This window comes from Acerihabitans sp. TG2, from assembly GCF_035013185.1.
In the GTDB taxonomy this organism is placed as follows: domain Bacteria; phylum Pseudomonadota; class Gammaproteobacteria; order Enterobacterales; family Enterobacteriaceae; genus Acerihabitans.
This window is the reverse complement of record NZ_JAYGJO010000005.1, coordinates 93,998-114,615: the sequence shown is the minus strand read 5'-3', so window position 1 is coordinate 114,615 and position 20,618 is coordinate 93,998. Positions and strand designations below refer to the sequence as shown.

The window sequence follows — 20,618 nt, the reverse complement described above, 5'->3', positions numbered from 1 at the left end:
GGATCTTCTCGTGAATGATAGTGAATTTTCGTTTTGCTTCGGTATGCTATCGAGGCCGCCAGGAAAAGCGTATTTTGATCCTGATCGCGACTACAAGCCCGATTTATTCAACAAACCCGATTTTTTTAGCAAGCAACGTGGCAAAACGCAGTGTTATTCGTTCACCGCTTTCATCCGTCTTGTGTAACTGCCCTGCATCTTCATTGTATTTTATGATCTCCCATCCCTGATAATATGCCTTAAGTTCATCAGACTTAAAGGTAAATGGAAAAGGCAATCGGCACGGATAGTCAGGACTGTCCATCGCCGCAACAATCAGGTTATACCCTCCGGTAACGGTGCAAGACTGCATATTTTCGATCAGTGAGGGAATTCGATCACGATCAAGAAACATAAACACGACAGTAGAGAGAATTAAATCGAAACTGCCTGTTAAGGCCATAGTGTTTAAATCTTTTATCTCTGCGGTGATCCCCGACAATTTTTCCAGTTCAATGAGATGTTGTATACGATCGATACTGTCAGGGTTTTTATCCCAGGCGGTGACATTAAATCCCTTCCGGTTCAGGTAAAGGGCATTGCGACCGACACCGCACCCCAAGTCCAGGACCTGACCAGGAGCAATAATTTTTGCAACCTCAATCACGTCTGAATGCGTCCTCGTCATCTGATATTTTTTAGTGAAATAATCCTCAACAGTACAATAGAACGTCAACTGGCACTGCATATCATCTGAAAAGGAAACAATGCGGTGCCATTGCTGGGGTTCAACAAACGGCGTAAGACTCTCTGGGGTAAATATCTGGGTCTCAGTGACTTTGCCGAACTCCGTGGTCATGGCAAAGGTTAATGAACCTTGCAAAATAACTAGCTTGGCCCAAGTACCCATTTCGGTATTGTGCTGCTGCATAAAATTTTCAGGTAGGTTTTTACTGTTCCAAATAGGCATTGTTTTGTAAGGCAATAACTCGTTCATGCGTGTTTTCCTAGATTATTCAGAATATTGATTCAGTCTGTATGCTGATCAATAAGGTAATTTACGCAGCAGCGTAAAAGCCTGTGACGTACTTTCTTCAGTAGCGATAAATGCACAAAGCTGTCCCTGAGGGTCATGCCCTTGCGCCATCATGCCCTTACTGCTCATCGTTATTTCCCAACTCAGATCAGTTCGACGAGTCTCTCCGGCAAAAAACAGCGGCAGATCCGGCGTTTTGACCTTAACTAGCATAACCGAAAGACGCAGTGTTCCCGTCCCGCCCAGCAAATTTTTCGCCAGAGTCATTGCACCCAGCTGCGCCGGTTGCAGGAACGGCTGTACCTTACCTTCAATTTCGGCGCAATCTCCCAGCGCATAAATATCAGGATCCGAGGTTTGCAGTTGGCCGTTGACCAGAATACCGCGCTGAGTATTCAAACCGGCGTCAGCAGCAAGTGAAGTCTCCGGCTTCAGGCCGATGGCGGCGATCACCGCGCCAGCGTTGATTGTCAGGCCATTTTTCAGCGAGACGTCTAACCCTTTTGCCGTTTTATCGATGCGAATCAGCTCATTATTCAATGCCATCTCAACGCCCATCTGGCTAAATTTATGCTGCAAACGGCTACTGATTTTAGCAGGCATCACCGCAGCTAACAGGCTATGAGCACGATCCACCAGCGTGACCTGCTTACTGGCACGAGACAGATCCATTGCCAGTTCGGTACCAATCAGACCGCCGCCCAGCACGACAATCCGCTGAGCTAAGTGTAAAACGTCCTGATGTTGCCGGTATTCAGCCTGACTGTTGAAGGTGAAAATCCATTCTTTTCCCGAAACCGAAGGCAAGATGGCCTGGGCGCCGGTAGCCAGAACCAGTTTCTGATAATTGAAACGTTGCTCGCCGCAAAAAATTTGCTTCCTCTGACGGTCAATCGCCGTTACTCGCGTATGCGTATGTAAACTGAGGCTATTTTCCTGGGCAAACTGCTGAGCGTCCTGACGCGTCAGATCGTCAGCTTTTTGCCTCAAACTGAAAACATGGCTCAGATCTGGCTTGTTATATTCGTCACCGCTGTCGGCCGCAATCAGGGTGATAGCCACCCGTTTGTCAATGCGGCGAATATTTTTCACCAGTTGGCGCGCCGCAAAACCGGAACCGATAATGATAATATTCTGTTCCATTTGACCTCCTGTCACATCGGATCAAATACGGATTTTCCCAGCGCGCAGCCTGGGCAAAGGAAAGATTCCGGAACATCAGACCATGCAGTACCCAGCGAAATATCCTGTAGAGGTTCGCCCAGTTCCGGGTCATACACCCACTGGCAAACGGTACAAATCATGGAAACACCAGCATCCAATTTCTGTTCGGGATCACCGCAAGGCGCAAACGGCGCGATCGCATTGATCGGGTGCTGCGCCCATTCGTGGGCAATGTTACGACCATGTTCGCGGCATTCCTCCAGTGCGCCGCCATCGGGTCGCCATTTGGTTTTTAATGACAGGGAGATATCAAACCCGGCATCCATCAGGCGGGTCTGAATGCGATCCACTGCCCCCCCGGTCCAGCCAAAACTACCAAACGCAGCGGCTTTTTTATTGCGAAAACGCAGGCCTGCCAACTCTTCCAGCATTCCAGCGACCTTTGGCATCATCACATTATTCATTGTGGAAGAACCTACCAGTACACCTTTGGAACGGAAAATTTGTGTCAGGATCTCGTTCTTATCATGACGAGAAATATTATAGATTTTCACTGCAACGAGGGGATCGGTATCATGAATACCCTGAGCAAGCGCGTCAGCCATCATGCGGGTATTGGACGACATGGTATCGTAAAAAATAGTGATGCGATCTTCCTGGTAGTCCGCCGCCCATTCAAGGTATTTAGCCACGATTTGCGTCGGATTGTCGCGCCATACCACGCCGTGGGAGGTGGCAATCATATCAACCGGCAGATTAAAACCGAGGATCTCGTTAATTTTTGGCGTCACCAGGCGGCTAAATGGTGTCAGGATGTTGGCATAATAACGGGCGCACTGCTCGTAGAGTTCAGCCTGATCGACTTCATCATTAAACAGATGCTCGTCGCAATAATGCTGACCAAAGGCGTCGTTGCTAAAAAGTACCGCGTCGCCAGTCATGTAAGTCATCATGCTGTCCGGCCAATGCAGCATCGGTGTTTCAACAAAAATCAGCTGCTTACCCTGGCCAATATCCAGCGTGTCGCCGGTTTTCACCGTATGGAAATTCCATTCTGGGTGATGATGGTGGCCGTTAATCGAATCGATTGCATTGGGGGTACAGTAAATTGGTGTATTGGGAATGTGCGACATAAGCTCGGTCAGCGCACCGGCATGGTCTTCTTCCGCATGGTTGATAACAATATAATCTAGGGTCGTTAAGTCGATTTCCTTTTCCAAATTCGCCACAAAGTCGTGGCTAAACTTATGGTCGACCGTATCAATCAGCACGTTCTTACCTTCACGGATCAGATAACTGTTGTAGCTGCTGCCCTGATGGGTTTTGTATTCGGTGCCATGAAAGTCGCGAACTTCCCAATCTTTTTGCCCAACCCAAGTGATATTGTTTTTTACCTGAACAGCCATGATTGCATCCTGAATAAGTGAAGTGTTTACTTCATTTAATAAGGCAAGGGGCATGCCAGATTTATTTAATTGATTTTAAACAAATTTAAATTGTTTAAGTCATTTTGACATTGAGGTATTATGGTCATATTGACTATAACTGTGTCTAAATGACAACTATGAGCCTGTCGATTCAATCTCTGGCGAATATCGCTATCGAACTACAACACGGTCTTACCGGTGAAGACCGTTTTCAGCGCCTGATCGGCAGTGTGAGAAAACTGCTTGAATGCGATGCTTCTGCATTGTTGCGTTATGAGAACCAGCAATTCCGGCCGTTAGCGATTGATGGTTTGTCCCCGGATGTCCTTGGCCGTCGTTTTCCGCTGTCATCCCACCCACGGCTGGAAGCCATTGCCCGCGCGGGCAACGTGGTACGTTTTCCGGCCGACAGCCACTTGCCCGATCCTTACGATGGTTTGATTCCCGGACACAATGAATTAAAAGTCCACGCCTGTATTGGGCTACCGCTGTTTGCCGATCAGGAACTGATTGGTGCGTTGACGTTCGATAGCATGAATCCAGCGCAATTTGATGCATTCAGCGATGAAGAACTTTGGCTGATTGGCGCGCTGGCATCATCAGCGATGAATAATGCGTTGCTGGTGGATGCGCTTGAAAAGCAGGCATTACCGGCAAGCAGTGGGGCTAACGGCAGAAAACAGACGTCCTATCGAACAGATGAAGAAATGGTCGGGCTTTCCTCATCGATGCAACAGCTTCGGCACGAAATCAGTGTGGTCGCAGGCTCGGATCTAAATGTCCTGATCACCGGCGAAACCGGCGTCGGCAAAGAACTGGTCGCCAATGCCGTTCATCATTCATCACCACGCGCCGGCAAACCTCTGGTGTATCTGAACTGCGCGGCGTTGCCGGAAAATGTGGCGGAAAGTGAGTTGTTTGGCCACGTAAAAGGCGCATTTACCGGTGCGATTCACAACCGCATCGGCAAGTTTGAAATGGCTGACAACGGCACGCTGTTTCTCGATGAAATCGGCGAACTGCCACTGGTGTTGCAGGCCAAACTCCTGAGGGTGATTCAATTTGGCGACCTGCAACGCGTAGGCGAAGACAGTACCAAACGTGTCAATGTGCGCATCTTAGCCGCCACTAACTGCGACCTTAAAAGAGCTGTCGTTGACGGACATTTCCGTGTTGATCTGTTCCACCGTCTGAGCGTTTTCCCGCTTTACGTGCCACCGTTGCGTGAGCGCAAAGGAGATATCATTCTGCTCGCCGGTTTTTTTGTCGAGCATATCAAAAACAAACTCGGGATAGCGCAACTCAGCCTACCAGCGGACACCCTGACCATGCTGGTTAATTACGGCTGGCCGGGGAATGTACGGGAGATGAAACACGCCCTTGAGCGCGCAACGGTGTTAGCGCGTGCATCGCAAAATCAGAAGGAAGTTGTGCTACACCCTCATTTGTTCAATATCCAACCATCAGCATCGGACACGCCAGAAGAATATACCAACGCTGAGATGAAACCCTCTGCCGGGATCACACCATGCCTTCAACAAGCCACGCAGCATTTCCAACGTCAACTCATCACCCGAGCTTTGCAAGAAAATCAGATGAACTGGTCTGCCAGTGCAAAGGCTCTTGGTGTGGATGGCGGTAATCTTCACAGGCTTGCTAAGCGGTTGGGGATGAAGTCTCAAAGCCGATTTTGAACTATTTTCCTTATAAAAGTACATCTAGCTGGTATTTGAGCCAGTGAATATGCGCCAGAGTATTGATATGCTCACAACGCCTATTTACACCAAACCTAGCTAGGAACCACCCTCTTCGTTTTTTGCAATAAGGTGCACCCACACATCAGCGACCTGTGCTGGGAAAAATATTGCGTGATGAAAATCATACATTGTTTGGATAAAATCAGTGCATGGATACCGACTTGCTGCTCGCCCTATAAAACCCCGATGACCAGTACTCTTTGACGTTGAAGTTAGCGATCCTATCGGCAACCGCGCCTTTTTATCACACAGGTCCGTCATAAGTAAAATTTGTGATCGAGATAAATAAAACGGTGTTTTATTTTTAATACTCTATGTATTACCAGAGGGGCTGGCAGAGTAAGAATCTCATACGGCATTATTTTTTATAACACGCCGCTGTAGCCTATTGCTTATTTTTTAGTGCATGGCTAGTGCCTATTATATTTTTTTTGCGCTAACGTAACCGATTCACTGAAATAAGGAGCAAAACATGACGTTTACGCCTTCGCCTGGCCGGACGCTGCTGCTGGGGCTGATCGCTTTTACCCTCAGCAGCGTGGCGGATGCCGCACAGTATCAGGCCGTGGTGTCACCGCAGGCACAGAATAATGAGTTTGCAACCATTGCGGCGGCGCTGAAATCAGCCCCCGCGGACGATACGCCGTTTACCTTGTTGCTGAAAAAAGGCGTTTACCATGAACGTCTGGAGATCAACCGCGCCAACGTGACCTTAAAAGGCGAAGCGCGCGATGAGACGATAATTACCGCCACCACGGCCTCCGGCATGTTGAACCCGCAGGGCAAAAAATGGGGTACGTCGGGCAGCAGCACCGTACTGGTGAATGGCAAAAATTTCACCGCCGAGAATCTGACCATCCGTAACGGCTTCGACTTTCCTGCCAATCAGGCGCTGGCAGATGGCGCACCAGGCAAATTGAAGGATACCCAGGCGGTGGCGCTGTTGCTGGCCGAGAACAGTGACCGGGCGCGTTTTAAACACGTGAAGCTTGAAGGTTATCAGGACACACTTTATAGCAAAACCGGCAGCCGCAGCTATTTCACCGATTGCGACATCAGCGGCCACGTGGACTTTATTTTCGGCTCGGGGATCATGGTCTTCGATCATTGCAAGATTATCGCCCGTAATCGTGGCGATATTGCGCCGCCCTATGGTTATCTCACCGCCCCAAGCACCAAAATCACTGCGCCCTATGGGCTGATTTTTTTGCACAGCCAATTACTGAAAGAACCCGGTGTGCCGGAAAAAAGCTTTGCCCTTGGCCGACCCTGGCATCCCACCACCACGTTTAACGATGGCCGCTACGCCGACCCAGACGCCATCGGGCAGTCGGTGTTTATTGATTGTTATATGGACGACCACATCTACGGCTGGGACCGCATGTCAGGTAAGGATAAACAGGGTGCCGAAATCTGGTTTTCCCCCCAGAGCTCACGCTTCTTTGAAGCACACAGCCGCGGGCCGGGCGCCGCGATCAATCCAGACCGACCACAACTGACGGATGCGCAACTGGCGACCTTTACCTTGCCGGCCATCTTTGGGGACTGGGTGCCCAACTAAGTCACGCGCAAACAGGACAGGGGGAGTACTGGCTGCAATAACATACATTTTTTCACCCTGTCGCCTTACTGGAATTCGGTAAAACCGCCCCATTGCCGAATGCCTCGTTTTTTACTGCGGTGGTAGCATAATGGGTTGTTGGCAGGTACCTTCATGACAGAGCTCTCTATTTCTGGAAGGTACCATCATGGTCATTGCGTGTTTACATACTGCGGCGAGCAATATCTCTATTTTCGACACGGCGGCAAAAGATCTTGGCATATCACCCCATAAAGTGAGTCATGTCGTTATGCCGCATTTGCTGGCAGCAGCAGAAAAAACCGGGGGGATGACGTCAGAACAGCGGGAGAACCTCACTCGCTACTTACAAAGTCAGACGCCTTTTTTTGATGCCATTGTCATTACCTGCTCGACTCTGGGGCCGATTGCAGACCGCTTTGATGACGGCGGCCATCACTGTCCTGTTTACAGAACGGACAGAATGCTCGCCGAAGCATTACAACACAGACCAGGAAAATCGGTGGTGCTGTATGCTGCAGAATCAACTTTAGACGCGACGACAGCATTATTCTGCTCTGGAGCGTTGCTGTCGCAAAACCCGGAGGTTATTTTTGTACCAGACGCATGGAAGGCTTTCACCGCCGGGAATAACGCACTGTATATCTCGCTTATTACTGATGCCATTCAGAATGCATACCGGCATGGGGCAGAAAATGTCGCACTGGCGCAAGTGTCCATGACGCCCGCTGCGCAGAATTTTTCAGAATTTAACAAGCCAATGACCAGCCCACATTTGGCCCTACGATTTTGTTTTGATCTTTGATCATTGAATGGCTGCAACCTCGTATTGGTCTGATTCACTGTTCTCATTAAATACGATAATGACTCGCGCGTTTTTTTCATTATTACGATCTCACCTGACGGTTAATGGTTTCACCCTCTCAGGCTCTCCACTGCACCAGGTGATAGGGTCAATACACATTTCATGCTGCTGTCGATTCGACGGATAATCTCTGCCCGTGGGCCAGTGCGCCAGTCACTGCCTGAATAAAAGGTATCCAGTGCTGAGGCCATGCTATCCTCACTCGCAAATGCCCGTATGAGACAATAACAGTCTGGGTTATGAATGGAGTTGGCAAACAACACCACATCGATACCATGGCGACGGTGCAAGGGAACGCTCACCTCACGCATAATGTGATGAAACTCATCACCAGTGCCTTTTTTCAGTGTGTAGTGCAGAATTTCCACAATCTTATATTTATCGGTCACTTATGTACAACTCCGTGGCAGAGTGATGGTTGCGGCGACGGCGTCAGCCATGATATGACAAAAAATACGTTCGTTCATGCTCGATGAGCCATTTTTTCCTCGCGATGCCGCCACCATAACCGGTCATCGAACCATTTTTACCGATAATGCGATGGCAAGGGATCACTATCGCCACCCGATTTGCGCCATTCGCGCCAGCGACCGCCCGCACCGCAGCAGGATTGCCCATCCGGTCGGCTAGCGCCTGATAATGATCGGTAGTGCCGTAAGGTACATCGTGCAAATGTTGCCACACCGCCTGTTGAAAGCCGCTACCGGGAGTGTCCAGCGCCAGCGTAAATTGTCGCCGGGTGCCGGCGAAGTATTGCCCTATTTCACTTTCTGCCTGACGAATATGATCATTCTCTCCGGCGATTATTTTCGCCTTCAGCCGCAGTTGCACATCGCTGAACTCACTTTCCAACATTCGACGATCGACAAATTCCAGCAGGCACACGCCCCGGTCAGTGGCGCAGACAAACATCGGACCAATAGGCGTGGTAATACGATGAATCAAGATCACCCGCGCCGCTTCACTGGGGGCGCTGCCGGTGAGTTTTTTGCAGGTATAACCAAAACCACTCAGCGAGCCATAACCGCTGTCGAAAGCGACGTCCGTAGTCGTGCGTCCGCCTTTGAGTTCTTGTAGTGCGGTGTTAACCCGCAACATGCGCTGATATGCCTGAAAGGTCATCCCGTAATGCTGAATAAACCAGCGGCGAACCCGTTCTGGACTGATATTTTGCTGACGTAGTTGCCAGTCGGTAATCCGGGTTTTGGGGTCAACACGCAGCAGGCTGATAGCGTGCTCCACCATCGGCGGTGCTGAGCAGGCGTTTTCGGTGGGACGGCAAATTTTGCACGGACGAAACCCTGCACTCAGTGCTGATGCAAAATCATGGTAAAACTCGACGTTTTCCCGTTTGGGTTTACGCGCCCGACAGGTGGAAATACAAAATACGCCCGTGGTTTTCACGCCAACAAAAAACACGCCGGCATATTCGGTCGAGCGAGCAATCAGCGCACCGTACCAAAGGTCGCACTGCGTAATATCACTTACTTTCATCAATAAAAACCCCGTTAAACGATTGCTGTGCCTTATTCTGGCGCTTGAGTCACTCAGGCGACAACCGAAAAACGGACGACTATTTTTTGTTACATGTGCCATCTGGCATACAAGCACACCTTAGCCGAGCCGAGGTCAGTACTTTCCTATTATGTTATTTTTGGGAGGCGTCAAGAGATTGCGTGACATCATCAATAATATCGTCAATATTCTCAATGCCAACAGAGATCCTGATAAGGTCCTCACTCACGCCCGCGCGTGCCAGTTCATCGAGATTAAGCTGCCGATGGGTAGTGCTGGCCGGGTGACAAGCCAGGGACTTCGTATCACCAATATTGACCAGTCGTAAGATCATCTTTAATGCGTCAATAAACCGTCCGCCGGCATCTTTGCCTCCCTTAATACCAAAACTCACGATCCCTGACGCTTTACCAGAGGTGATTTTTTCACAATTAGATTGATAAGGACTATTAGCCAGAGCGGCATAATTAACCCAATTAACCAACGGATGATTTTGAAGAAACGTCGCCAACGCATGCGCATTACTGCAATGCTTTTCCATGCGCAGACTTAATGTTTCAAGCCCTTGAAGCAATAAGAAGGCACTGTGCGGCGAGAGTGCAGCACCGGTATTACGCAGGGGGACCACCCGGCATCGGCCTATATAAGCAGCCGGACCAAAGGCTTGTGTATACACCACACCATGATACGAAGGGTCTGGTTCGTTCAATAAACGAAAACGAAATTTATTGGCCACCCAGTCGAATTTCCCAGAATCGATAATCACCCCACCAATAGTCGTGCCATGCCCACCAATATACTTTGTCAGGGAGTGGACCACGATGTCGGCACCGTGTTCGAAGGGCCGACACAATACTGGCGTTGCGACAGTATTATCTACAATCACCGGTACACCGTGCCGATGTGCAATTTCAGCAAGACGTGCAATATCAACAATATTGCCTGCTGGATTGCCTATTGATTCACAAAACAGCGCTTTTGTCCGATCGTCGATAAGCGCTTCAAGGCCGTCAAAATCATCAAAGTTTGCCATACGGACGGCAACACCCTGGCGTGGCAACGTATGCGCAAAAAAATTATAGGTTCCGCCGTAGAGTTGACTGGTACTGACAATATTGTCGCCAACCTCGGTCAGCGCTTGGATGGAATAGGCGATGGCAGCCATTCCAGACGCGACCGCCAGAGCACCCACACCGCCTTCAATAGCGGCAAGCCGTTGTTCAAGGACATCGGTAGTGGGATTCATAATGCGGCTGTAGATATTGCCTGGCACTTTTAGATCGAAAAGATCGGCACCGTGTTGAGTATTATCAAAGGTGTAAGAGGTGGTCTGATAGATGGGTACCGCGGCCGATTTTGTGGTTGCTTCTGAGACATAACCGTGGTGTAAAGCCAGCGATTCTAGTTTCATAAAATGATCTCTAGGTTAGATTTCTATAGGCACGTTATGAGTAGAATACGGTATGATTTACGAAATTAGTTATAAATAAAAAGCATTACATAGTACAGCTCACAGATCGATGACAATGCATCGAGAGAGGCTGCGTGAGCAGCAAAGTGCAATCTGCTGATCCTCTGCCGTTTTTTCGGCTACGGACTGAACCGTATCACGATGGTCGACCCTGCCCTGTTTGACGGGGGTTAAACAGGCGCCACACATGCCCATTTCGCAGGACAACGGTACACTGACGCCATTTTCTTGCAACACGGCGGCGATCGATTTACCTGCAGGAACCGGCCACTGCTGGCCCGTCGACGCCAGCGAAATAAAAAACACGTCATCCTGGCTGGTGGTAGGCGGTGCTGGGGCTGGGGTGAAGGCCTCTGAATGAATTTGGCTATCCAACCATCCCTTCTCTGACGCCCGGTGGCGAATATGCGCCATAAATCCCTCAGGCCCACACAGGTAGAGGTGCGTATCTGCTGCGGGATAACGCAGTTCAACCGGTAAATGCTCCCGGGGACTGTAACCTTCACCGCTGTACCAGACCTCACAAAACCCATGGGTGAACGGCCTGAAAAGTTCGCCCAGAAAAGCAGCATTCGCTCTTTCACGGACGTAATAGTGCAAAACAAAAGGAATGGCGGCGGCTTCAAGTTGTTCAGCCATGGCATAAAGCGGTGTGATGCCGATCCCGGCCGCTATCAGAATAATTTTCCCTGCTGGAATCAATGGGAAGACGTTACGTGGCGGAGAAATCGTAATCACCTGACCGGGCCGCAGGCTTTCATGCACATAACGTGAACCGCCTCGCGACTGGCGCTCCCGGGCAACACAGATCAGGTATCTGTTCAACTCAGTATGGCACCCGGTCAGCGAATACTGGCGAACCAGTCCGTTCCCCAAATGGACATCCACATGTGCACCAGGTTCCCAGGCGGGCAGTTTATGCCCAGGTTCTGCGACTAGGCTAACGGCCAGATTATCCCGTCCCTGACGGTATAGCGCATCAACCACCACCGTTAACGTCGCGTTCATCAATACCTCCAAATCACACTAAAAAGAACTCACCAAAGCCCATTTTTTTCAGTCCTCGACGATAGGCGATCGAGCTACGGTCTGCCGGGATATGGGCTTCCAGCGTGAGGTCGAGCGGCAGTGTCTCCGGGCGTTGGGTTTCGACCATAAGACGATCTTCCTCAAAGACGCGCAGGTTAAAGTCATAAACGTCATCAACCGGAACATGCAGGTCGAAGTTACGTGCGATGGGTGCAAACATCCGCGTCTTACGTGCCGATACCGGAGAGGCGGCATTCATAATCACCAACCGCGCCTCACCGGGAAAATGAATGGTGAGGGTGGCGGTAAAAGGAAGATACATGTCAAAACGACGCAGCCACATAAAGCCATCCGGGGCACGGTGATCAGAGCTTGCCGGGTAGTTGCCGACCGTGCTCCAGTAATCTACTGAGAAACCATAATCGGTCTCAACCGGGTTATAGGGAGGTACGTGCTGGTTTTGCGGATCGGCAAAGGTTTCCGTGTGAATCCACGCAAAGTGCGCCACATCCAGAAACCCTTCTACCTGACGGCCGGCAAAACACGCCACATCAAAATGTGGACAGTTTATCTGCTGAAAACCCGCCTCATCCCAGTGCGGCATGACGGGCACAGAGGCAGGATGATCCTGATCGGGTGCAATACACACCCACACCAACCCATAGCGCTCCTGCACACTATAGGTCATGAGGTTCAGCTTGGCTGGAATTGACTGGTCCGGGCTTGAGGGAATGCGGTTGCAGTGTCCGGCTTCACCAAATCGCAAACCATGATAAGGGCAGATGATGCCCTGCTCGTCATGGGATCCCAAGGTCAAGGGCACGCCACGATGTGGGCAGACATCCTTGGCGACGACCACCGCCCCGTTGATCCGATAAATAACCAGTGGTTCATCAAGCAAGACGGCTTTTGCCGGGGCAGAAGTGACATCACATGAACGTGCGATCGGATGCCACTGGCGGGCAAGCTTTAACCAGTCGTCAGGCTCAAAAGTACAATGGGCGGGAGGTTTGGGTTGCGTCATGACGATGTCCTCTCAGTGGCTCACATAATGATTACGGCCAAAAAAGCGTGATTCAGTATTGTCACTGTATTGTTAACTGTTTATGGTGTTCACATCCATCGCCGTTATTTCATTAGTGTGTTGCAAAAAACTGTACAGGATAGCCATGAGCCCATTCTCTCGCTTTGCCGTCTATTTTGCCGAAGTTGCCAAAAGCGGTAGTCTTAGGAAAGCATCAGAAAAACTTCACGTCTCAGCATCGGCAATCAACCGACAAATACTGCAGGCAGAAACTGCTTTTGGTACCCCGTTGTTTGAGCGCTTACCCGAAGGGCTGAGAATGACCACTGCCGGCGAATTGTTGTATGCCAATATCCTGCGCTGGCAAAGAGAGTTCCGCATTACACAACAACAGTTTGACGAGATTCAGGGACTAAAACGTGGGGAGGTGAGTGTCGCCATCGTTCAGGCATTGAGTGAAGGCTGTGTGGCCAACGCGTTTTCTGACATAGCGAAAATGCACCACTGGTTGCGACTGGAACTCTCGGTGGATGATAGTCAAACCATCAGCCAACGTATCCGACAGTCGGAAATAGACTTCGGGTTATTGCTCGACCCTGTTGGCCAGGCAGGGCTGAATGTCATTGCTTTTGCCGAACTTGAAATGGGTGTGATCATGCCACCCGACGCCCCGTTAGCGCGTCAGACCCAGATCTCTTTGGGGGAGCTCAGCAGTGAAAGGCATATTATTCCTGGCGAACCGCTCATGGTTCATGATCGCGTGAAAATGCTGTACCGGCAGTATGACTTTTCGCCTGAAAATAGGATTACCTGTAACGACATCCGGCTCATAAAATCCCTCGTCAGACAGGGCAGCGGGGTCTGTATTCTCAGCCTGCTTGATGTGCTTGAGGAAGTCAAAAACAACCAACTGCGTTTTGTGCCATTAAAAAACCATCATCTGCGTCCATTGACATTGGCCTTATGCACCGCACCATCACGTCAATTATCCCGCGCTGCGCAGATGACAATTCAGAAAATGACCGAGGTCATCGAAAGCCTGGCAGGCTTCAGGTAATAAGCGTTATTGCTTTGCTCTGGCTACCCTGAGTCAACTATCGCATTCAACTGCCGCATTCAACTGCCGTATTCAACTGCCGCGATAGGTGGACCAGGACCAGGGCGAAATCAGAAACGGCAAATGATAATGGGAAGCATCCACGAGTTGCACATCAATTTGTGCGCAGACGTATAACGTCTGCCGCCCGGTAGCGGCAAACCATTGTCCGATATCCGCCGTCAACCGATAATGTCCTGGCGTCAGGGCATCCGGCGTAAATGCGCTAATGCGTCCCTCATGATTAGTGATATGAGTGGCAATGTACTGCCAGTGGCCGTTGATACCGTGTTCCAGTGTTATTGAAATGCCCGTGGCCGGTTTGCCCAGCGACGTATCAAGAATATGGGTGCTGAGACTACTCATGCTGCGATGATTCCTTCCAGTCGGAGTAAGGTGATTTGACGTAACTGCGCCAACGCGTCCTCGATTTCCTGCGCAACGTCATTTTGCAGGCGCTGTTGCAGAAGGTGCAGAATGTCTTCGCCGCGACGACCTTGGGCTCGCACCAAAAATACCCGGCCAAATTTGGCCTCATAATGCGCATTGCCCTTTCGCAGCGCCTGAGTCAGTTCGGCATCGTCATGTGCCAGCGCCGATTGTTCATCACGCGAGAAACTCGCCTCGCGGGACCGATCTTTCGCCGGTTCACCAATGCGCGGATGGGTACTCAATGCTTGTGTTAGTTGATTTTCCTGCCAGCCCTGGGTCGCATGCCGGCCTGCGGCCAGCAATGCAGCCACACTATCGTATGGTCGACCCGCGGTGACATCCTCCGCCCATGCGGGAAGCGCAACACAGGGGCTAAGTAATTCTATCGCATGGCAAGTATCAAGCTGGTTAAACTGTTCGAGTGTGATCATATTGCTCCTGGTGTGGCGGTAAGCCGAAGCAACCCGGCCTTCCCCATGGGTAAAAATAAACGCGAGTTATTGCCCGGTGGTGCTATCACCCCTAGGTTACCCGCTCCATTACATTGAGTCATCGCTGCGCACGTTAGTTATCGCGATAACCTCACTCAGCATAAAGTATGCCATACAGGTTAACGCTATTTGCCATGCCGCTGTTTTCTTATGCGTAACACTATTCGCCATGCCGCGGTTTTCCTATGCGTGTGGTTAACACAATCGAATAAAACCTCGGCTACCAGAGACAGTAACGTCGTTCTAGACCAGAACGATCGCCCCGATCAATGAAACTTTAGGTTCTAGTGTGCCATTATTGGCAACCTTTGTTGCAAAATGAGGCGTAAAAAAAACCTGTTGCACCACAACTGATCCTATCGGTGACAAAAGCAACCCGATTTTTTGCTAATAATCACGTTATCTGTGGCGTGATACCGGTCCTGGCGGTTGCTATGAGGAAATGAATAACAGTTGGTACACAAATTGCTGATTCTGAGTAGATAACAGGAGAAAATAAGATGAAAGCTCTGATTATTGGCGCAGGTATTGGTGGGATGTGTGCGGCGGTGGCACTGGAAAAAATCGGCATTGATTGTGCGGTATTTGAAGCGGTAAAGGACATTAAACCGGTGGGCGCCGCCCTATCAATCTGGCCCAATGGCGTAAAATGCATGAACCGCTTAGGCATGGGCAGCATGATGGATCGCGGTGCTGGCCCGATGCAGTTTATGGCCTATCAGGATTATCAACTGGGCGACGTTATGACGCGGTTCAGCTTGCAACCCTTGATTGAACGTGTTGGCGAGCGCCCTTGCCCGGTTGCGCGAGCCGAACTTCAAAGCAGCATGTTATCGTTCTGGGGATATGATCGTGTCCAGTTTGGTAAACGCGTTAGCCATATTGCAGAAGATAATGCCGGTGTGAGCGCTTATTTTACTGATGGCACCATGGCCAGAGGCGATATGCTGATTGCCGCCGATGGTACACACTCAGTCGTTCGGCCTTATGTGTTGGGTTATGCCCCGGAACGCCGTTACGCGGGTTATGTCAACTGGAATGGGCTGGTGGTTATTGATGAAATGATTGCGCCAGCTAATCAGTGGACCACCTTTGTCGGCGAGGGAAAACGGGTCTCGTTGATGCCCGTCGCCGATAACCGCTTCTACTTCTTTTTTGATGTGCCGTTGCCAAAAGGATTAAACCAAGACCGCAGTACTGCCAGTGCAGATTTGCGACGCTATTTCGCGGGTTGGTGTGCGCCGGTACAGCGCCTGGTCGATCAACTTGATCCAAATAGTGTTAATCGGATAGAAATTCACGATATCGAACCCTTCAGCCAATTGGTGCGCGGCCGAGTGGCGTTGCTGGGGGATGCTGGGCACAGTACCACGCCCGACATCGGTCAAGGGGCCTGTGCCGCGATGGAGGATGCCGTGGTATTGGGGCACGCCATGGCTGAAGGGCACAGTATTGAGACTGCGCTAGCCAATTATCAGGCGCAACGCTGCGATCGGGTACGCGATCTGGTGTTAAAAGCACGCAAGCGTTGTGACATTACGCATGGCAAAGACATGATCGTAACGCAGGATTGGTACCAACAATTACATCATGAAAATGGTGAAAGTATTATCGCGGGATTATGCGACACCATTCTCGGCGGCCCGTTAGGTTAACCCTCGGTTACTGACTTGAAAAAATGCCAGCGAATAATAGATGGGAACATGCTCGTTACGGCACAAAACACGCGAGGTCCATGGACGGGCCAAAGGAATAGCTACCCGTATATATGCTTTCGGGCAAGCAGGCATAATAACCCGATCAATCTAGCGATTAACGATGAATAATTGACCTGGTTTACTATAGGAAAATATTATCCATAACGGTCGTTGATAAAATAAATGACGGTTTCTTAGCACTCAATTGTAAAATAGCATTTTTTATCTTTGCCCATCTCGGTATAAAAATCCAACACGCATAAAATAGTCTAACTATATCAACAAAATAGATGAATAAAATAAATAACAAGCAAACCGACTTTCAAACTATTCTATATAACGAATTACGCCTATAAATATATTCAATCAAAAATTGATTTACCCCGTTATTATTGATAGACAAAATATATCAGATCTAAATATTTATCATTTACAAAATTACTTAAGTTAACCTTAATACTCAAAATTATATTTAAATTCATCTAACTATAATCTTTATGTGATTTTTGCCGATTAACACTGCATTGCCGTAGTGACATGGCATATTGCTGATAGAACTACCCTAGACAAGTATCGCTACCAAGGTCGCGGTACGGGTTCATTATCTCTGGAAGGGTATCAGGCTTAAACATAGCGATAAGAATCTCAAGAAGGCCAAATGAACTTTTTAAAGAACGTAAAAATAAGATTTTTTTTATTGGCGATCCTCATTATTTTTTCTCTGCTATGGGCAGCGGTATCGACATTTACCCTTTTTTCCCTCAATCAAGTCAATGAAACATTACGCCTTAGTGATAACCAACAGCTAAATGGCGACATCATCAATGGTGCCAATGATCATTACTATCGCCTGGTCACCACACTGGAACGGGCGGTAAAAGATAAAAAAGCGGGCGCGACCGCAGATTCAACGCGTGAAATGGAACTGGCCGTTTCCGAGATAGACGCTATCGATCAAGGGCTTAAGCAGTTTAAAAGCATCGATCACGGCACTTTAGACCCAGCGTTGGTGGATAACATATTCAACAGTTCGAACCAGCTGTTTCAGCAGGCAATGCAACCGCTATTTCTGGCGGTTAAAACCGGGCGTTATGACGATTTTGAGCGTCTGCTCGATACACCTTACCTTCAGTTACGTACGCAGTTCTCCGCGGCTATGCATGAATATAACCAATCGATAGCCACCATCAAGGCCGCATCCAGTATCCGGATAAATATGCTGGTAGACTGGTGTCAACGCACGCTGATGGCGGCACTGGCAGCCGGCATTCTGTTGATGATCGCCACCGATCGTTATCTGGTGCGTTATCTGGTCAAGCCACTTGATTTACTGAAAGTTTACTTCCAGGATCTCGCCGCCGGGCAACTTCATTTTACCATTGCGGATATGGGCAATAACTGTGTCGGTAAACTCGTCCCCTTTTTGCAAGAAATGCAAAAAAATTGGGTTAATACTGTCACCAGTATTCGGGGCAGTGCCGGGTCAATTTACCAGGGCTCAAATGAAATCTCGCAGGGTAACATCAACCTGGCGTCGCGTACTGAACAGCAGGCGTCCGCGCTGGAACAAACTGCCGCCAGTATGGAAGAGCTTAACTCCACCGTAAAACAAAATACCGGCAATGCACACCAAGCCAGTAAACTGGCTGAAACGGCCTCGCAGATTGCCCGCAAAGGCGGCGTCAGTGTGCAGGAAGTTGTCGAAACCATGGGCAATATCGCCACCAGTTCAAGACGGGTTGTCGATATTATTGGTGTGATTAACAGTATAGCCTTCCAGACCAATATACTGGCATTGAATGCGGCAGTGGAAGCCGCCAGGGCCGGTGAACAAGGCCGAGGTTTTGCCGTGGTGGCCAGTGAAGTGCGCAATTTGGCAAAACGCAGCGGCGACGCAGCGAAAGAAATTGAAACCTTGATTAACGAGTCGGTAGAACGGGTCAATATCGGTTCCAAGCAGGTGACCCATGCCGGGGAAACCATGGAGGATATCGTGCAGGCGATCACCCATGTTACCGATATCATGGCAGAAATTGCCTCGGCCTCTGATGAGCAAAGTAAAGGTATTGAGCAAATCGGCCAAGCGGTCACAGAGATGGATAGCGTGACGCAGCAAAACTCCGCCTTGGTGCAGGAATCGGCGGCGGCGGCAGCGTCGTTGGAAGAACAGGCGCGTAATTTGACCGAAATAGTGGCCGTGTTCAAGTTAGCACAGGATCAAAACACCAATGGGCCAACAAAAATAGTGCAAAGAAAACCACAGGGTATCGCCGTTAAAACCAGTGCTGCCGGTAAAGACGATAACTGGCAAACCTTCTAACCTGCGTTGATTTTGTTGAATAAATCGAAATTTTGCCGTCATCAGGATCAGATCACGCTGTTCCTGACGACGTTCAAGCATCTTGGACTAAACCGTTGGTCACTCAAATTCCAGTTCTAGTATATTCTTACGCTTTCTGATCGCCCGCGACGGTGGCTGACAAAAACTGCAGACAAAGCTGTGAATCGGGTGATGAGCATAGGTTATGAATAGGCCTTGGCAATGGCTGCATGGCGTTAATTGCAGCATGCCGCTATTCATAAATCGCACTAGGGTCCAGGCACGAGTCATGGCCAGCAGCGGCAATTCGTTCTCCAGCGGAGGACACTGCTCAAGATACAAATTATAAGCCTGTATAATTATCGCTATGTCGTTAGATTCACACTGTTTTTTTAATGCCAGAAATATATTATAAAACAGGGAGGAGTGGATATTCTGCTCCCATGTCATATACCAGTCGGTAGAAAAAGGCAGCATCCCTTTTGGCGGTGGACTACCACGTAACTCTTTATATAACTTAACTAATCTTGGGCGACTTAACTGCGTTTCGCATTCCAGTATCTGGAGCCGGGCTCCCAGAGTGATAAGATCGATGGCAATTTGGATATCTTTTGCTTCCTGTACAATACTTTTGTACATCATAGACAGACTCTTTGGTTAGATAACGGCACTACATTTTTTAGTGTATCGGCCATGGTGTCATCAATACTTAAGCGGAATAATGCCAAGGCTTTATCCTGATTTATCAAGCGTTGTGCCAGTTGTAAATATGAAAAGTTAAAATCATAGATAGCGTGACGAATGTCTTGGGCGTCCATTATGTCGTCTCCTCAACATGGCTATTAACAATACATATCACAACTAACGCTTTACATTTATTATAAATTAAGCGTTGACATTGCTAATTAGTCATGTTCTTGTTTGCTATTTTTATCATTTCGGTGACAGATTGCGTTCACATCATGAGGTGGTTATTTCACATAAGAATGCGATGGCGCTTTGTCAGGTGACAGTCAATAGTAGCACAACCTACTAACCAATTAATTATAATGAGTTTTTAAAAATTAATTTAAGAGCCAGCTTTTTTTAAATTATATTACAAGCCGGTATGATATTAGAATTATCTATCTTAATGTGTTAAGTATAGTGTAAAAATTAAATTAAATTTATGCTTAGTGACGCTTTTCAAAAAAAACCTTACCTCAATAATATTTATTGAAAAATAATCATACAAATCAATCAGTAATATTTTCATTTTTAAATACATGAAATAAACAACACATCATATAGTCCCAGTTGATGATTAATTTTAATTATTTATTATTTTTAAATGCATAACCACTCATCAAATTTGGTTTTTAACCGTAAATATTACAACTTAATTATAGCTCATTCTCATTTATGCACTGAAAAATGTGATCCTATCTCAGTTCTCCCCTCCACGCCTGACCCACTATGACAGGTGTTGAAGGCGCCTAACTCTCACAGCACGATAACTGTTTTTATGTCATAAACGTGCAGGTGCGTAAGAGGTTCACTCACCCACCGCATGGCGCAATATTGCTAAGCATTATCTATTGACCACGGTGCAACGCGGATGACGTCATGTCAGATTGTGGCATCTCTTGACGCCATTGCCCTTTGGTTTCACCGTAAACCAAACGAAAATGTACTCTCCGCTGAAACCACGTTAAAAGAATATATGTCTGTTTAGGCATTAAGAAAAAACTGATACG

General features: G+C 48.7%; 17 protein-coding genes and 1 pseudogene. 6 read left to right on the top strand and 12 right to left on the bottom strand.

Annotation, left to right across the window (positions count from 1 at the left end):
• Positions 1-103: 103 nt before the first annotated feature.
• The 3 genes from tehB to norV are packed head-to-tail and all read right to left on the bottom strand — an operon-like array spanning position 104 to position 3,585.
• The gene (gene tehB / locus SJI19_RS06350) at positions 104-976 is read right to left on the bottom strand and encodes an SAM-dependent methyltransferase TehB (RefSeq protein WP_323477426.1); all 873 of its coding nucleotides are present in this window, start codon (positions 974-976) and stop codon (positions 104-106) included.
• 48 nt (positions 977-1,024) lie between these two features.
• Entirely contained in the window at positions 1,025-2,158 is a 1,134-nt protein-coding gene (gene norW / locus SJI19_RS06345) for an NADH:flavorubredoxin reductase NorW (protein WP_323477425.1), read from the bottom strand.
• Positions 2,159-2,169: 11 nt separating this feature from the next.
• Complete coding sequence (norV, locus tag SJI19_RS06340) at positions 2,170-3,585, bottom strand: anaerobic nitric oxide reductase flavorubredoxin (RefSeq protein WP_323477424.1); 1,416 nt, start codon at positions 3,583-3,585, stop codon at positions 2,170-2,172.
• 158 nt (positions 3,586-3,743) lie between these two features.
• On the opposite strand from norV, the gene norR reads away from it, so the two are divergent.
• The 3 genes from norR to SJI19_RS06325 all read left to right on the top strand — a co-directional run bounded on the left by norR (position 3,744) and on the right by SJI19_RS06325 (position 7,747).
• Positions 3,744-5,300, top strand: coding sequence for a nitric oxide reductase transcriptional regulator NorR (gene norR / locus SJI19_RS06335; protein ID WP_323477537.1), 1,557 nt, complete (start codon positions 3,744-3,746; stop codon positions 5,298-5,300).
• A 535-nt stretch (positions 5,301-5,835) separates the two neighbouring features.
• Complete coding sequence (locus tag SJI19_RS06330; RefSeq protein WP_323477423.1) at positions 5,836-6,924, top strand: pectinesterase family protein; 1,089 nt, start codon at positions 5,836-5,838, stop codon at positions 6,922-6,924.
• Positions 6,925-7,111: 187 nt separating this feature from the next.
• Entirely contained in the window at positions 7,112-7,747 is a 636-nt protein-coding gene (locus SJI19_RS06325; protein WP_323477422.1) for a glutamate racemase, read from the top strand.
• A 110-nt stretch (positions 7,748-7,857) separates the two neighbouring features.
• Here the strand turns inward: SJI19_RS06325 and SJI19_RS06320 are convergent, their stop codons facing one another.
• From SJI19_RS06320 to SJI19_RS06300, 5 genes are all read right to left on the bottom strand, one after another.
• Entirely contained in the window at positions 7,858-8,196 is a 339-nt protein-coding gene (locus SJI19_RS06320) for an NIPSNAP family protein (RefSeq protein WP_323477421.1), read from the bottom strand.
• A 43-nt stretch (positions 8,197-8,239) separates the two neighbouring features.
• Positions 8,240-9,301, bottom strand: coding sequence for a methylated-DNA--[protein]-cysteine S-methyltransferase (locus SJI19_RS06315; protein ID WP_323477420.1), 1,062 nt, complete (start codon positions 9,299-9,301; stop codon positions 8,240-8,242).
• Between the two features lie 154 nt (positions 9,302-9,455).
• A complete protein-coding gene (locus SJI19_RS06310; protein WP_323477419.1) occupies positions 9,456-10,733 on the bottom strand; it encodes an O-acetylhomoserine aminocarboxypropyltransferase/cysteine synthase family protein in 1,278 nt (425 codons plus the stop codon).
• Between the two features lie 99 nt (positions 10,734-10,832).
• On the bottom strand, positions 10,833-11,801 hold the full coding sequence (locus SJI19_RS06305) for a PDR/VanB family oxidoreductase (protein WP_323477418.1): 969 nt from the start codon (positions 11,799-11,801) through the stop codon (positions 10,833-10,835).
• A 13-nt stretch (positions 11,802-11,814) separates the two neighbouring features.
• Complete coding sequence (locus SJI19_RS06300; RefSeq protein ID WP_323477417.1) at positions 11,815-12,846, bottom strand: Rieske 2Fe-2S domain-containing protein; 1,032 nt, start codon at positions 12,844-12,846, stop codon at positions 11,815-11,817.
• A 145-nt stretch (positions 12,847-12,991) separates the two neighbouring features.
• Between SJI19_RS06300 and SJI19_RS06295 the strand changes: the two genes are divergently transcribed.
• On the top strand, positions 12,992-13,903 hold the full coding sequence (locus tag SJI19_RS06295; RefSeq protein WP_323477416.1) for a LysR family transcriptional regulator: 912 nt from the start codon (positions 12,992-12,994) through the stop codon (positions 13,901-13,903).
• Between the two features lie 72 nt (positions 13,904-13,975).
• Here the strand turns inward: SJI19_RS06295 and uraH are convergent, their stop codons facing one another.
• The gene (gene uraH / locus SJI19_RS06290) at positions 13,976-14,308 is read right to left on the bottom strand and encodes a hydroxyisourate hydrolase (RefSeq protein WP_323477415.1); all 333 of its coding nucleotides are present in this window, start codon (positions 14,306-14,308) and stop codon (positions 13,976-13,978) included.
• The gene (uraD, locus tag SJI19_RS06285; protein WP_323477414.1) at positions 14,305-14,805 is read right to left on the bottom strand and encodes a 2-oxo-4-hydroxy-4-carboxy-5-ureidoimidazoline decarboxylase; all 501 of its coding nucleotides are present in this window, start codon (positions 14,803-14,805) and stop codon (positions 14,305-14,307) included. The genes uraH and uraD overlap by 4 nt, the downstream gene beginning before the upstream one ends.
• A 560-nt stretch (positions 14,806-15,365) precedes the next feature.
• On the opposite strand from uraD, the gene hpxO reads away from it, so the two are divergent.
• Positions 15,366-16,520, top strand: coding sequence for an FAD-dependent urate hydroxylase HpxO (gene hpxO / locus SJI19_RS06280; RefSeq protein WP_323477413.1), 1,155 nt, complete (start codon positions 15,366-15,368; stop codon positions 16,518-16,520).
• A 700-nt stretch (positions 16,521-17,220) separates the two neighbouring features.
• Positions 17,221-18,882, top strand: a complete 1,662-nt coding sequence (locus tag SJI19_RS06275) for a methyl-accepting chemotaxis protein (RefSeq protein ID WP_323477412.1) — start codon at positions 17,221-17,223, stop codon at positions 18,880-18,882.
• Positions 18,883-19,008: 126 nt separating this feature from the next.
• Here the strand turns inward: SJI19_RS06275 and flhC are convergent.
• Positions 19,009-19,524, bottom strand: a pseudogene (gene flhC, locus SJI19_RS06270) (flagellar transcriptional regulator FlhC); the annotation flags it as partial.
• Positions 19,521-19,700, bottom strand: a complete 180-nt coding sequence (locus SJI19_RS06265) for a flagellar transcriptional regulator FlhD (protein ID WP_416347513.1) — start codon at positions 19,698-19,700, stop codon at positions 19,521-19,523. The pseudogene flhC and the gene SJI19_RS06265, both read right to left, overlap by 4 nt.
• Positions 19,701-20,618: the final 918 nt, after the last annotated feature.

Excerpts from the sequence above, each read along its gene's own strand:
- hpxO (WP_323477413.1), top strand. The coding sequence starts at position 15,366 with ATGAAAGCTCTGATTATTGGCGCAGGTATTGGTGGGATGTGTGCGGCG.
- SJI19_RS06265 (WP_416347513.1), bottom strand. The coding sequence starts at position 19,700 with ATGGACGCCCAAGACATTCGTCACGCTATCTATGATTTTAACTTTTCA.
- uraH (WP_323477415.1), bottom strand. The coding sequence starts at position 14,308 with ATGAGTAGTCTCAGCACCCATATTCTTGATACGTCGCTGGGCAAACCG.
- uraD (WP_323477414.1), bottom strand. The coding sequence starts at position 14,805 with ATGATCACACTCGAACAGTTTAACCAGCTTGATACTTGCCATGCGATA.
- SJI19_RS06305 (WP_323477418.1), bottom strand. The coding sequence starts at position 11,801 with ATGAACGCGACGTTAACGGTGGTGGTTGATGCGCTATACCGTCAGGGA.
- SJI19_RS06325 (WP_323477422.1), top strand. The coding sequence starts at position 7,112 with ATGGTCATTGCGTGTTTACATACTGCGGCGAGCAATATCTCTATTTTC.
- norW (WP_323477425.1), bottom strand. The coding sequence starts at position 2,158 with ATGGAACAGAATATTATCATTATCGGTTCCGGTTTTGCGGCGCGCCAA.
- norR (WP_323477537.1), top strand. The coding sequence starts at position 3,744 with ATGAGCCTGTCGATTCAATCTCTGGCGAATATCGCTATCGAACTACAA.
- tehB (WP_323477426.1), bottom strand. The coding sequence starts at position 976 with ATGAACGAGTTATTGCCTTACAAAACAATGCCTATTTGGAACAGTAAA.
- norV (WP_323477424.1), bottom strand. The coding sequence starts at position 3,585 with ATGGCTGTTCAGGTAAAAAACAATATCACTTGGGTTGGGCAAAAAGAT.
- SJI19_RS06275 (WP_323477412.1), top strand. The coding sequence starts at position 17,221 with ATGAACTTTTTAAAGAACGTAAAAATAAGATTTTTTTTATTGGCGATC.
- SJI19_RS06300 (WP_323477417.1), bottom strand. The coding sequence starts at position 12,846 with ATGACGCAACCCAAACCTCCCGCCCATTGTACTTTTGAGCCTGACGAC.
- SJI19_RS06295 (WP_323477416.1), top strand. The coding sequence starts at position 12,992 with ATGAGCCCATTCTCTCGCTTTGCCGTCTATTTTGCCGAAGTTGCCAAA.
- SJI19_RS06330 (WP_323477423.1), top strand. The coding sequence starts at position 5,836 with ATGACGTTTACGCCTTCGCCTGGCCGGACGCTGCTGCTGGGGCTGATC.
- SJI19_RS06310 (WP_323477419.1), bottom strand. The coding sequence starts at position 10,733 with ATGAAACTAGAATCGCTGGCTTTACACCACGGTTATGTCTCAGAAGCA.
- SJI19_RS06315 (WP_323477420.1), bottom strand. The coding sequence starts at position 9,301 with ATGAAAGTAAGTGATATTACGCAGTGCGACCTTTGGTACGGTGCGCTG.